Source organism: Lactobacillus huangpiensis (genome assembly GCF_019972815.1).
In the GTDB taxonomy this organism is placed as follows: domain Bacteria; phylum Bacillota; class Bacilli; order Lactobacillales; family Lactobacillaceae; genus Lactobacillus; species Lactobacillus huangpiensis.
Genome location: NZ_BPPA01000008.1, coordinates 14,825 through 28,571 on the forward strand (window position 1 = coordinate 14,825; position 13,747 = coordinate 28,571).

At 35.5% G+C, this 13,747-nt stretch carries 13 protein-coding genes; all 13 read right to left on the reverse strand.

Annotated elements, in window-relative coordinates:
• Positions 1 to 11: 11 nt before the first annotated feature.
• The 13 genes from LDM90_RS07040 to trmB all read right to left on the reverse strand — a co-directional run bounded on the left by LDM90_RS07040 (position 12) and on the right by trmB (position 13,740).
• Positions 12 to 749 (reverse strand): amino acid ABC transporter ATP-binding protein, encoded by a 738-nt coding sequence (locus tag LDM90_RS07040; protein WP_274381267.1) that lies wholly within the window; start codon positions 747 to 749, stop codon positions 12 to 14.
• 207 nt (positions 750 to 956) lie between these two features.
• Positions 957 to 2,891, reverse strand: a complete 1,935-nt coding sequence (thrS, locus tag LDM90_RS07045; RefSeq protein WP_223897131.1) for a threonine--tRNA ligase — start codon at positions 2,889 to 2,891, stop codon at positions 957 to 959.
• Positions 2,892 to 3,208: 317 nt separating this feature from the next.
• Positions 3,209 to 4,108, reverse strand: coding sequence for a primosomal protein DnaI (gene dnaI, locus LDM90_RS07050; RefSeq protein WP_223897139.1), 900 nt, complete (start codon positions 4,106 to 4,108; stop codon positions 3,209 to 3,211).
• Between the two features lie 10 nt (positions 4,109 to 4,118).
• Positions 4,119 to 5,483 carry a DnaD domain protein gene (locus tag LDM90_RS07055; protein ID WP_223897148.1) on the reverse strand — a complete coding sequence of 455 codons (1,365 nt, stop codon included), beginning with the start codon at positions 5,481 to 5,483 and terminating at the stop codon, positions 4,119 to 4,121.
• A gap of 2 nt (positions 5,484 to 5,485) precedes the next feature.
• Positions 5,486 to 5,953 carry a transcriptional regulator NrdR gene (gene nrdR, locus LDM90_RS07060; protein WP_198178841.1) on the reverse strand — a complete coding sequence of 156 codons (468 nt, stop codon included), beginning with the start codon at positions 5,951 to 5,953 and terminating at the stop codon, positions 5,486 to 5,488.
• Positions 5,940 to 6,557: a dephospho-CoA kinase gene (coaE, locus tag LDM90_RS07065; RefSeq protein ID WP_223897150.1), complete on the reverse strand. Its 618-nt coding sequence runs from the start codon at positions 6,555 to 6,557 to the stop codon at positions 5,940 to 5,942. Before coaE ends, nrdR begins: the two co-directional genes overlap by 14 nt.
• A complete protein-coding gene (gene mutM, locus LDM90_RS07070; RefSeq protein WP_223897152.1) occupies positions 6,554 to 7,384 on the reverse strand; it encodes a DNA-formamidopyrimidine glycosylase in 831 nt (276 codons plus the stop codon). Before mutM ends, coaE begins: the two co-directional genes overlap by 4 nt.
• A gap of 12 nt (positions 7,385 to 7,396) precedes the next feature.
• Positions 7,397 to 10,075, reverse strand: a complete 2,679-nt coding sequence (gene polA / locus LDM90_RS07075) for a DNA polymerase I (RefSeq protein WP_223897154.1) — start codon at positions 10,073 to 10,075, stop codon at positions 7,397 to 7,399.
• A gap of 257 nt (positions 10,076 to 10,332) precedes the next feature.
• Positions 10,333 to 10,458 (reverse strand): hypothetical protein, encoded by a 126-nt coding sequence (locus tag LDM90_RS09435; RefSeq protein ID WP_274381268.1) that lies wholly within the window; start codon positions 10,456 to 10,458, stop codon positions 10,333 to 10,335.
• Between the two features lie 130 nt (positions 10,459 to 10,588).
• A complete protein-coding gene (gene murC / locus LDM90_RS07080) occupies positions 10,589 to 11,899 on the reverse strand; it encodes a UDP-N-acetylmuramate--L-alanine ligase (protein ID WP_223897156.1) in 1,311 nt (436 codons plus the stop codon).
• A gap of 156 nt (positions 11,900 to 12,055) precedes the next feature.
• Positions 12,056 to 12,703 carry a YtpR family tRNA-binding protein gene (gene ytpR, locus LDM90_RS07085; RefSeq protein ID WP_198212158.1) on the reverse strand — a complete coding sequence of 216 codons (648 nt, stop codon included), beginning with the start codon at positions 12,701 to 12,703 and terminating at the stop codon, positions 12,056 to 12,058.
• A 21-nt stretch (positions 12,704 to 12,724) separates the two neighbouring features.
• Complete coding sequence (locus tag LDM90_RS07090) at positions 12,725 to 13,045, reverse strand: thioredoxin family protein (RefSeq protein ID WP_034980119.1); 321 nt, start codon at positions 13,043 to 13,045, stop codon at positions 12,725 to 12,727.
• Between the two features lie 35 nt (positions 13,046 to 13,080).
• Entirely contained in the window at positions 13,081 to 13,740 is a 660-nt protein-coding gene (gene trmB / locus LDM90_RS07095; RefSeq protein WP_198212160.1) for a tRNA (guanosine(46)-N7)-methyltransferase TrmB, read from the reverse strand.
• Positions 13,741 to 13,747 lie beyond the last annotated feature (7 nt).

Sequence of the window (13,747 nt, forward strand, 5' to 3'; positions counted from 1 at the left end):
ATTGCCCCCTCTTAATGCGCTATTATTTTGCTTAAAAATTGCTGAGCCCGTTCTGTTTTTGGCTGTTTAAAGAAGGAAGAACTGTCATCATCTTCAACAATATGACCCTGGTCCATAAAGATGACACGATTAGCCACTTCTTTAGCAAAACCCATTTCGTGGGTAACGATCAGGGAAGTCATATCACTAGAAGAAGTAATCTTTTTAATTACCTGTAAAACTTCATCAATCATCTCTGGGTCAAGTGCTGAAGTTGGTTCATCAAAAAGCAATAATTTGGGATGCATTGCTAAAGATCGAGCAATTGCTACACGTTGTTTTTGTCCACCAGATATCTGTGCTGGCATATTTTGGGCTTTATCAGCCATACCGACCATATCAAGCAAATTCATTGCCTGTTTTTTATTTTCATCCTCAGGTAAATGACTGACAATTCTAGGTGCCAACATCACATTTTCCAAAACATTTTTGTTTTTATAAAGATTAAAGTGTTGGAAAACCATACCTACATCCTGGCGCAACCTATTTGAATCTGTCTTGGGATTGGACAAATCCTGGTTATTAACTATCAGTTTCCCACCCTGGATTGACTCTAAGCGATTTATTGTTCTAATAAGCGTACTCTTGCCAGAACCAGAAGGTCCGATTAAAACAACAGTTTCGCCTTTATCGATGTGTAAATTAATATTATGCAACGCGTGAAATTTGCCATAAAATTTCTGCACGTCATGAAATTCTACCATTGACATAATTAATGCTCCTTTTTAGCAGTCCTAATTTAACTATCTAAACCAAGCTTTTTTAGCAATTGATTAATTAATCAAAAGTGCATCCCGTCAACACTACATTTTGTTACTCGACGTGCAAATTTTAGCGGTTTTGTATTTAAGGTCTAAGTCATCAAATTATTCCTGCAATCTATTAAATTAAACTTATCTTTACTATTTTTTACTCGATTATTCTTCACGTGAATATGATTTAACATCCTGTTCAATTTCACGAATAAATTCATCAAAACTCTTGGCTACTTCTTCTTCAGTGCCGTAGCGACGAACATTAACACCATTGTCCTTTAATTCCTTGTCACCTAAAACAAGAGTATATGGTACTTTTTGTGTTTGTGACTCACGAATCTTGTAACCTAATTTTTCATTACGCAGATCTGCTTCAGCTCTAAAACCACGTTTATTAAGTTCATCGCGAACTTTCTTAGCATAATCAGAATGAGCATCAAGATTAACTGGGATCACTTCTACTTGAACTGGAGCCAGCCAGGTTGGAAAGGCACCCTTGTAAATCTCAATCAGATATGCAATGAAACGTTCCATAGTACCTACAATTCCACGGTGAATCATAACTGGTCTCTGTTCTTCACCATCTTGACCCACATAGGTTAAATTAAATCTTTCGGGAAGCATGAAGTCCAGTTGAATTGTGGACATTGTTTCATCTGCACCCAAAGCCGTCTTAGTTTGAATATCTAGTTTTGGACCGTAAAATGCAGCTTCACCTTCAGCTTCAACATAGTCAAGTCCCATATCGTCCATAGCCTTTTTCAGCATTGACTGACTTCTTTCCCACATTTCATCATTTGCAAAATACTTTTTAGTATTCTTGGGGTCACGATAGGAAAGTCTGAAGTAGTAATCGGTGATATCAAAGTCTTTGTAAACATCTAAAATTAAAGTCAAGATCTTTGAGAATTCACTTTGAACTTGATCTAAAGTTACAAATGTATGACCGTCATTTAAAGTCATTTCTCGTACACGTTGCAGGCCTGACAGAGCACCAGATTTTTCATATCTGTGCATCATGCCCAATTCGGCAATTCTAATTGGCAGTTCACGATATGAACGAATGTGATGCTTGTAAATTTGAATGTGGGAAGGACAATTCATTGGACGCAGTTCAAGCATTTCACCGTCACCCATATCCATTGGTGGGAACATGTCATCACGATAGTGTGCCCAATGTCCTGATGTCTTATAAGCATCAACGTTCATTAAAACTGGAGTATAAACGTGTTGGTATCCGTCAGCGACTTCTTTATCGATAATGTAGCGCTCAACTACACGGCGAATTGTGGCACCTTTTGGCATCCAGTACGGTAAACCAGCACCGACTTGAGGATCAACAAAGAATAAATCCAGATCACGACCAATCGTTCTGTGATCACGTTCTTTGATTTCTTCACGCCGTTTGATATCTGCATCTAAATCTGCCTTTTTGAAGAATGCAGTACCAGAAATTCTTTGAAGCATAGGATTTGAAGATTGCCCTTTCCAGTAGGCACCGGCAACAGATAATAATTTAAATTGCTTAATTTTACCAGTGTTTGGTAACAGTGCGCTAAAGCCAAAATCGACAAAGCTGCCTAACTTATAAACTTGTACCTGGTCATTTTTTTCATCTTTAAGCATTTCACTCTTATATGGATCGTCCTTAAAAAGATCAGAAAGCTCATCTTTAGACATCAAGCAAGATTCAATTTTTTCTCCTGCTTTAATTGCTTTTTTGATTGTTTTTTCCAAGTCTGGTAATTCATTGATTTTTATTTGATTTTCTTTATCAGTATCAATGTAAAACCCCTCATCGTCAGATCCATGTTCACCAAAATGAATTTCAGGATAAGCTTTCTTGGCCACGGCCTCAAGAACAAATGCAACGGTATCTCGTAGAATTGCTAAGCCATCTTTATCTCTGTCAGTAATAATTGCAACCTCCGCATTTTTGCTCAACTTATAGTCTAAAGCAACAATTTGACCATCTACTTTTGCACCAAGAGCAGCTTTACCTAAAGATGTACCAATGCCATGTGCTAAATCAGAAATTGAAACAGCTTCAGTAAAATCTTTTTTTGAGCCATCAGGCAAAGTAATCGAAAAACTCATTTTTTCCTCCAAAAATTAAATAAAATAAAAAATCCCAGTGCAATTAAGCACTGGGACGTTAATTAACGTGGTTCCACCCAAAATTTAGTTCAAAAAAATGAACTATCTCGTTATAGATTGTTAACGGAATCTAACCTATTATCAAAATTTAGGTATGAATGAGTGGATTGCAAATACTAATGAAAGCTTTCAGAATAACGCTTTTCTCTCTGAACCGTCTTGCAACATGTTCATTCATTGGAGTTAATTATAACCCAATAATTTTTTAATGCAAGTATATTTTCATAATTATTAAGTTATTCCATAATTTTAGTAACTCAATGACGCCGATTGGGTCCAGATATTACTATTTCTGTTGCCAAAGAAGTTATTCTTTCCATAATTCTGGCTGCTTTTACTGGTTCGATTGAATTTTTAGTTTCCTTAAAATGGTCTTCTAAGTCACCCATCGCAAAGTTAGATGAGAAAAAGGTTGGCAAAATATTGTCCATTCGTGCCTGCAAAATTACTGCTAAAACCTCATCTCTAGACCATTGACTTAAATTTTCTGCACCTATATCATCCAGTATTAACAAGTCAGAACTAGCAATTTTTTGCACTTCATTTTGTAAACTATTGTCATTAAAATGACTGGACAAACTGGCAATGAATGTTGGAACATGCAAAAAGACAACATATTTTTCCATTGCCGCTACTTGATTTGCCAGCCCCGCTAAAATATGCGTTTTACCAATGCCAAAATTACCGGATAAATAAAGACCCTTTTGGTGGATATCTTGAGAATATTGATATAAAAAACGCTGAATAGCAGTCATTACTTCGGCTCTTTCTGATGTCATTTCAATTTGACTTAAGCGAACATCATGCAAACCTTCGGGTAAGTTAATTAAACGCAAGTGCTTTTTAATATTAATTTCCTGGTCATGAATCAGTTTACTGTCTTCAGGAACAAATTTAAGACTAATGGCATTTTTATTCATTATCAAATCCGGATAATATCCTTTGGTCACCGGATCTTTTTTATGTTGGCTCAAATAAAATTCAAAAAGACTGGGAAGGCTTTTATCAATTATACTGTCATTAAGTTGTGCTCGGTGCTGACTGATAAATTGTTGCACTTTAGGCTCAGCCAAAACTTTTTGCTTAATTTTAGCGGTACTCTCGTCTTCTGCTTTAGCAGTTTGTCCTTTAGCCATAAATTTTTTAATGGGTTGCATTTTATTTCACCTACTTCATGCCGTTTTTATCTTCAAAATTCTTGAAAAATTCTTTTAGCTCCGCGCTTGAAACATCAGATTTTACTTTTGGCTTTTGCTTGTTCCAATCAGTGCCCTTTTCAAACGTTTTTCTGGGAGCAAATCTGTTATAGCGCTTGCTCTGCCTTTGTTCTTGGGTCTTTTTTCTCTTTTCCATGTAATCTAAAGCCTGAGCACCAGTTTTAATTCCATGTTGCAGCCAATCATGCAAAATTTTGTTTGCTAATCGAAAAGAAATGTTTGGACTGCTTTTTAAACAAGCATATGTCAGAACATTGAGCAATTCAGCTGATATTCCCTTATCATTATATAAACTGTCTAACACTTGATACTCACTTGCATCAACATAATCGTTTCGTTCAGTTTTTAAGTGATACAAAAACTGCGCTGGAGTATCAGTCTGAGCTTTTTGCAATAATTTTTGTTCTTTTTGATTTAATTGGCTATCACTTTTATTAAATTTCTCAGGTATTTTTGTCTTGTCTTGCAAATGCCTGCGAGTATCGCTTCCATGAATGCTGTTAGCAATAGTTTGCTTTATTTCTCTCATATTTAATTGATAGTCACCATGCAAACAAGGTATTGCCTCATCGACAAATTCCTGTTCTGAAAGCCCATATATACGCATAACAGCTCGAATAGCTTCTTTATTCTGATCAATTTCGCTACCAGCAATTTGATAAATTTCAAATTGCTGTTTCATAAAATCCCAGTCAATATTATCTTGATCATTGACAGTAGCATAATCGCTTGCAGAATAATTATTCTCTCGAGCTGCTTCCTTAACCTCAATTGAAGGATCTATTGCTTCTTGATCGGATAAATGGAAAACATCCATAAAGGAAGCAGAAATATCGGGTGCTTCCTTGATGCCACTTAATTCACTCCGACTTTGTTTAGTCTCTCTTGCAAACTCGTGACTTAATTTATTAAAAGCAGTTATACCAACTTTTTCTTTTAACAAACTTGCTAAAAGAGAAGTTGAAAAAAATTCACTGCTTGACGGAACATTTTTAAGGTCGAAACACAAAACATGACCCATGATTTGGTTGTCAAGCAGTTTCGTTTGAATCAAACCAACAGCTTCAAGCTTATGCAACGCACCAAATAATTTTTTAATATCACAATCTGTCTGTTCTTGAAGAGTATAGATTCCCTTAGCATCAGAAAGCATTGCCTGTACATTATAATCTTCATTCAAACTTAAATAGAGAGCTAAAGGAAGAGAACCAATAAGAGGTTGATACAGTTTAATTAATATGCGCAAATCTTTAGGAAAAATATCCACCCTGTTAGTAATGAAAAAAGGCTGTTTGGGATCATTTGTCTCAAACATAATTAATTACCTTTTTCCCTTTTTGCAATCATATCTTCCATTGTTTTCATGAAGCTAGACATATCTTTAAATTCACGATAAATAGAAGCAAAACGAATATAAGCAACATCATCAATTGTTGCCAGCTCATCCATTACTAGTTGACCAATTTTTTTCGAAGAAATCTCGCTAACCCCTTGTTGTCTGATTTTGTTTTCTACATGATCGACTAATTCTTCGAACTGTGTACTTGATATCGGCCGCTTTTGACCTGCTGCCATTACGCCATGTAAAATTTTTTTACGATTAAAGGGTTCTCGAGTACCATCATTTTTAATTACCAATAAAGGAGTAGTTTCAACTCTTTCAAACGTGGTAAAACGATAGCCACAGTTTTCACATTCACGCCTGCGTCTGATTGCGCGATTTTCATCACTGGGTCTTGAATCAATGACTTTTGAGGCATTTTTATGACAATTAGGACATTCCATATAAGTCCTCCCCTTTTATGTTAAGAAGCAATCTTTCTAATTTTGATTTCAAATCTTGTTTTGTACCAGTATTATTAATTACAAAATCAGCCAACTTTTCTTTCTGGGACAAAGTCATTTGACTGCGAATACGCTTCAAGGCAGCACGCTCACTCAATTGATCCCTTAACATTAGCCTTTTCATTTGCAGTGATTCCGGTATTGCAATTAATAAGGTAAAATCGCAATATTTTTGACCATTTGATTCAAACAAAACTGGTGCATCTACAACAACCAAAGAATTTTTGTTCATGTTGTTTAGCGCAATTTTAGCTTGTATTTCTTGAAAAATCAATGGATGGGTAATTGCATTTAAAGCTTCGAGTTGTTTTTTATCGTTAAAAACAATCTGTCCTAGCTCTGAACGATTGATTGATCGATCTGACTTAAGAATGCTTGTACCAAAATGTTTTAAAACCAGTTCATAGCCCTTTTCGTCCCTATTTAAAACATCGTGAGCAATTTGATCGCAGTCTATAACCGGTATTTGTTTTTCTCTAAAAAAAACATCTGCAGTACTTTTACCACTTGCTATCCCACCGGTTAAGCCTAAAATCTTTGTCATTTGTAAATCACCTGACATTTAGGGCAAAAAGTAGTTCCTCGTCCGTTTACCTTAATTTTCTCAAGAGGTGTGCCACAACGCACACAAGGCTCGCCTTTACGTCCATATACTTGCAACATTTTTTGAAAACCTCCTGTCTTCCCGTTCGCATCCAGATATGTATGAATTGTAGTACCTCTTTCAGCAATTGCCAATTCTATTAACGAATTAATATTGTCGTGCAATTGCACTATCTTTTCTGCTGGAATAGTATTGGCTTGACTTAACGGGTGAATTTTTGTTTCCCACAAAACCTCGTCAACATAGATATTGCCCAAACCTGCAACAATAGATTGGTCAAGGAGTGTGTTTTTAATATTTTTCTTTTTACGTGCTAAACCATTTTGTAAATACGAAACAGTAAAAGCTGCTGAATTAGGTTCAACACCTAATTTACCAATACCAGTCTTTTCCCTTTCAGTCCCCGTCTTAATCAGCTGCATTCGGCCAAACTTACGCACATCATTATAGCGCAATGCTGAATTATCTTTAAAAACAATTTGCACGTGGTCGTGTTTGTCCTTTTTAGTATTTATTTTGACTAAACGATACTTACCTTCCATCCGTAAATGAGACACTATTGTTAAATTGTCACTAAGACGAATAAGCAAATATTTAGCGTAACGATCTATATTTTCTATCTTTTTTCCAGTTAATTGTCTTGCAAATTCTTTAGCATCTCCGGTAATAATTTTTGGGTACCATACAGTTACTTCTTTTATTGTTTTCCCTTTGATAAGAGGAAGAAGTGTTCGCCTAACAGTTTCAACTTCCGGCATTTCAGGCATTAAAATTGCTCCTTACTTCGCATCAAACCAGTTGTGGCCATATCCAGAGTCTGCTACAAGAGGTATATCAAGTCGTACAGCGGATTGCATAACTTCAGGCACAATTTTTTTGATTGTTTCTAATTCATCTTTTGGTACATCAAAAATCAATTCATCATGAACCTGGACTACCATTTTTGTCTTGAGATGCATGTCATCCAATTTTTTCTGCATGTTAATCATTGCTATTTTAATAATATCTGCAGCTGAACCTTGAATAGGGGAATTGATGGCTGTTCTTTCGGCAAAAGAACGGACATTGTAATTTTTGGCATGAATATCTGGTAAATAACGTCTTCTGTGCATAATTGTTTCCGCATAGCCTTTTTCACGTGCCACTTGCACAGCTTTATTCATATATTCTTTAACTTGCGGATATTGTTCAAAGTAATTGTCAATAAATTCCTTTGCCTGTTTTCTGCTAATATTAAGATTCTTAGACAAGCCATAATCAGAAATGCCATAAACTATACCGAAATTAACTGCCTTAGCTCTGCGGCGCATTAGCGGAGTCACGTCATCGGTTGACTTAAGATGAAAAATGCGCATTGCGGTGTGAGCATGAATGTCATAACCTGTTCTAAAGGCTTCCTGCATCTGCTCATCACCAGAAACTTGTGCTAGTACCCGCAATTCAATTTGAGAATAATCACATGAAAAAATATAGCCGTCAGGTTCGCTAGGCACAAAAGCTTTTCTAATTTGCTTGCCCTCTTCTGTCCTAGTTGGAATATTTTGTAAATTAGGGTCGACTGAGGACAAACGGCCTGTTGCAGTTAACGTTTGTAAGTACCTGGTATGAACGCGACCATCTTTTTGGATAACATCTAATAAACCATTAACATAGGTAGATTGGATTTTAGCAATTTGCCGGTAAGTCAGTATTTGTCCAATAATTGGGTTTTCATCTTTTAACTGATTTAAAACATCAACAGATGTTGAATAACCAGTCTTAGTCTTTTTAATTGGTTTTAAGCCCATTTTTTCGAACAAAATATGGCCTAATTGTTTTGGAGAATTAATATTAAATTCTTCACCAGCTTCGTCATAGATTTGTTGTTCCATTTTCTTAAGGTCAACAGCAAACTCATCTTGCAGCTCAGTTAAGGTTTTAGCTTGCACCTTAATACCATTTATTTCCATGACAGATAAAACTCTTGCAACTGGTATTTCAATGTTGGCATAAAGATCATCCTGCTCGTGTTCTTTTAGTTTTGCCAGTAATGTATCTTTTAGATTTTCTATTGCCTCAATTTTACCAGCTAGATGGTTAAACAAAACTTGATCATTTTCTGGTATATGAACGCTTTTACCTTTGCCGTATACTTCATAATCGCTTTTTACAGAATTATCTCCGTACATCCGGCATATTTCACCCATATCGTCTGAATTATTTTCATTATTAATCAAATATGAAGCAAGAAGCATGTCATAGTCAATGCCACGAGCGTGAATACCCAAACGATTTAGCCCAACTGTTGTTCGCTTTAGATCAAACACATTTTTAGTAATTTGCTTATCTTCAAGCATATTTTTAAGTTTAGCTTCTTTTAGCAGTTCAACATTGCGACTAATATATATTTGATTATCTACCTTAATGGCAAAACCGACAAAATCAGCTAAATGATAATTAGCACCAAGCATTCCGAGATAAAAAGTAATAGTTTGTCCATCAGTAACAGCAAAATTATTAACGTCATTTTCTTTAAGTTCAGTAAAATCAACTACTTTATCATTTGTTTTTTTAGATTGATCTTGTGGTTGATTTTCTCCGTCGGGATTTAATTCACTCAAGAATTTACGAAAGTTCATCTTTTCATAGAATCTGCGCAATTTCTGATAGTCAATAGGGCGCCTTTTAACATCATCGATCCCAATAGTTAAAGGAGCATGACGATCAATAGTAGCTAATTTTTTGCCTAAAAGAGCCTTATCCTTATCATTGATAAGGTTTTCTTTCATTTTAGATGGCTTCATATCATCTACATGATCATAAAGATTTTCAACCGTACCATATTCCTGGATAAGTTGTGAAGCTTTTTTTGGCCCAATTTTGGTTACTCCAGGATAATTATCAGAATTATCTCCCATAAGGGCTTTCATATCAATAAATTCAGTTGGAGTAACACCATTAACTTTTTTCATATGTTCAGGTGTATAAGCTTCTAAGTTTAGTACCCCTGATTTAGTGACCATAACTGTTGTTTGCGGCGATGCCAGCTGAGTCAAATCTTTATCACCTGTAACTACCGTAACTTTAAAGCCTTCTTTTTCACCCTTAGTTACGAAAGTTCCTATGATGTCATCGGCTTCATAGTTATCAAGCTCATATGTAGACAAACCCAAGTCATGCAAAAGCTCCTGAATGTATGGCAGTTGTTCAGATAATTCTGAGGGAGTCTTTTGTCTGCCACCTTTGTAGTCAGCGTACATCTTATTTCTAAAGGTAGTTTTACCTGCATCAAAAGCAACCAAAACATGATCGGGTTCGACATCATTTAGCACGACATCAAGCATATTTTTAAATGTGTAAATGGCGTTAGTATGCAATCCTTCAGGATTTCTGAAATTTTCAAGTTGGCGATATAGTGCATAAAAGGCACGGAAGGCAACTGAATTACCATCAATTAAAAGTAATTTTTTATCAGCCATTAGATCTCCTTACAATTAAACCAATTTTCTTTATTCAACTACCATTTTAACAGTTTTTGCACGGATCTTGCACAATACTGATTTTTTAACAAAATGGTTAAATTTCGTTTATCAACTTTAAATTAACAACTTACTTTTTGATTATTACGCTTTTTATATAGAATTTTTAGAATTTTCTTTAAACAAAAACATCAAACTCTTTTTAAGTTTGATGTTTTCACTAATAAATATAGTCTTAACTGACTTTCATGTTTTAGTTACGGACAAATAATCTTTGTTTCTTTAGCAATCTGAGAATCATTATCATTAGAAATTAGGATTGCGTCTTTTAATTCTAGAGCCTGAACATTTGAAGATACGCCAAATTTGCTAGAATCAGCCAATATAAAAGATTGTGAAGTTCTTTTTGCGATTAACTGCTTCTTTATTGCTTCATCAAATTGTGGCGTTGTGTGCCCGCTGTTAAATACAAAAATAGCCTTACTAAACTTTTAGTAAGACTATCAAATAAAATTACAGCAACTCTTCTAAAGCATCTTCATATTTCTGAATATCTCCTGCCCCCATAAAGACAATTACGCTATTCTCGTTTTGAGCAAGATCTGCAATATTATCAAGATCGATTACTTCTGAGCCAGGAATTTTAGCAACTAAATCATCACTTGAAATATCTCCACTTGCCTCCCTTGCAGAAGCATAAATCGGGGTAACATAGGCCTTATCTACATCACGCAATATTTTTTCAAAATCTTTAGCATATTTCTTTGTCCTGGAAAAAGTATGTGGCTGAAAAACGACAACTAATTTCTTTTGTGGGAACTTTTGTCGTGCAGCCTGAATTGTTGCTCTCATTTCAGTTGGATGGTGAGCATAATCATCAATAATGTTGATATCACCGAAATCTTTTTCAGAAAAGCGCCGTTTTGCACCGTGATAAGTAAGCAGTCCTTTTTTAATATCTGCCACAGGAATTTTTTCAGTGTAGGCAACAGCAATCACGGCTGTTGTGTTTAAAATATTGTGGTCACCAAAAAGATGTATTTGAAATTCACCAACTTTTTTACCATGATTTACGACCGTGAAGCTTGAACCTTTAGTTGTTCTTTTAATATTGACTGCTTGAAAATCATCATTATCTTCAAAACCATAAGTATATTTAGGAATATCAGAATGCAATTTCCTTAGTCTTTCATTTCCACCCCACACAAAAAGTCCTTTTCGAGTCTGATCCGCTGCTGTTTGAAAAGCCGAAGTGTAATCAGCCTGATCCTTGAAATAATCCGGATGATCAAAATCAATGTTAGTCATTATTTGATAATCTGGATGATAAGCTAAAAAGTGACGCCGGTATTCATCTGCTTCATAGACGAAGAAGCGAGAATCCTTAACACCCTTGCCCTCACCGTCACCAATTAAATAGGACGTGGGTGCAGCTTCACCTAACACATGAGCTAAAAGACCAGTAGTAGAAGTTTTGCCATGGGTTCCTGAAACACCAATGCTGGTATGCATTTTAATAATTTCTTCTACTGTATCAGGGTAGCTTTGCCACGCAAGTTTCTTTTTTTCACAAGTTTTTACTTCTGTGTTGTCATCTTTAAACGCGTTTCCTTTAACGATGACTTGTCCCGAATCTTTAATATTATACGGACTAAATTCTCTAACTTCAATACCAGCTTTTTTTAGCGGTTCTTGGGTAAAAGTGTATTTTTTAATATCGCTGCCAGCTACATTAAAGCCTAGATCATTTAGCACTAAAGCTAAAGAGGCCATGCCAGTTCCTTTAATTCCGATAAACCAAATTTGCTTATTTTTATCTAACATTTGCTGAACTCCAAAATTTTATCATTGCTGTTTATTTTACCATTGCTGAGTCAAAAAAGCAGGATCATCAAAAAAGCTTTAAAAATTAGCTAAAATGCTTTTCACAAATTAATGATACAAAAAGACTTTACCATCAAAATGATAAAGTCCTAAGTGCTATAAAGTAATCTGACCGTTTGCTAATAGTTCGTCACACTTTTCGGGATCAAAGGCTTCTCCAACAGTAAATTCATTAGGAACCACCATAATTCCACGCTTTTGAGGAGCGTGTTCAAGCCCCAATTCACGAGCAGAACAAATCATGCCATAGGAATCCACGTGACGCAGTTGACCTGGCCAAATTACTTGACCATTAGGCATCAAAGTACCTGGTAAAGCAACAACCACTTTTTGTCCCTGTGCAATGTTAGGTGCACCACAGACAATTTGATGTTCTTCTCCATTGCCCACATCAACTTGTGTAACATGCAAATGATCAGAATCAGGATGTTTTTCACAGCTTTTGACATAGCCATAAACAAGCGTTGGTTTGCTATATGCAAGTTTATCAGTAAAACCAACTTCTGCTAATTTTTCATTTAAAGCAGTTAAATCATCTTTTGACAGCTTAACTTGTCCATCTGGTAATTTATCGTAGTCAATTAGCTGATCAACGTTAAAAAAGTTATAACCGGTAACATTACCCTCTTCATCAGTAATGCGTGTGATATCACCTTTTTCATCGTATTCACTATTGCCCTTATCCTGACCTAAAATTACAATCAAGGTATTGGGATAACTTCTTTTATTAATACTAGTAATCATGAATCAATAATCCTCTTTCACTTAGTCAAGTGACCGTAAAAAGCTTTCAACCTCATCTTTAGTTTTACGATCCTTATTAACTAGTCTACCAATTTCTTTGCCATCTTGGTAGACCACAAAGGAAGGAATACCCATAATATTCATTTCCTTAGCTAAGTCAATAGAACCATCACGATCAATCTGATAAAACTTGCTATCGGCAAAATCTTTTTCGATTTCTGGCATGAAGGGGTCTAAAAAGCGACAGTCTGGGCACCAGCCTGCTGAAAATTCTAAAACTACTCGTCCATTTTTGGTAATCGAGTCTAATTTATCTTTATTCAATTCTTTTATTTGTTCCATTTTGAAAAAACCTCTCAATCCTTACTCTTATTTAATTATTTTACCCCAAAATCAGCATGCAGAGCATAAATTGGATTTCCCTTAGCTGCAAATTTGTGTTCATATTCCGTTTCAATATTGGCAGCTACAATTTCATCTTTTTCATTATGAAGATCAACTGACACAAAATCAAAATGCATCCCAAAATTATTCATGCTCTGCACAGAATAGGCAAAAAGACCTGCATTATCAGTTTTAAACTCTATTTGACCATTTTCCTGCAAGACGGTTTGATATTTTTGTAAAAAAGACTTATAAGTTAACCGCCTTTTCTCATGCCTAGTTTTAGGCCAGGGATCACTAAAATTCAAATATATTTTACCTGCTTTGTGAGCATCAAAAAAAGTGTCAATATTAGCAGCATCTGCGCAAAGAATTTGGATGTTAGACAATTTTTTAGCAAGTTTGGTTCGCAAAATCATGCCTGCCGCGGTCATTTGCAATTCCAGAGCAACAAAATTTTTTTCGGGGTGCTCTTCCGCCATCGTAGTAATAAACTTTCCTTTGCCGGGCCCTACTTCTATCTCTAATGGTTTTGAAATATCAGCAAACCGCTTTGACCAATCAATTTTCAGACTTGGATCAGGTCGATCAATCACACTTTCTGGATGCTCTTGTACAAGTTTTACAGCCCACGGCTTGTTACGTAATCTCATCTATTCT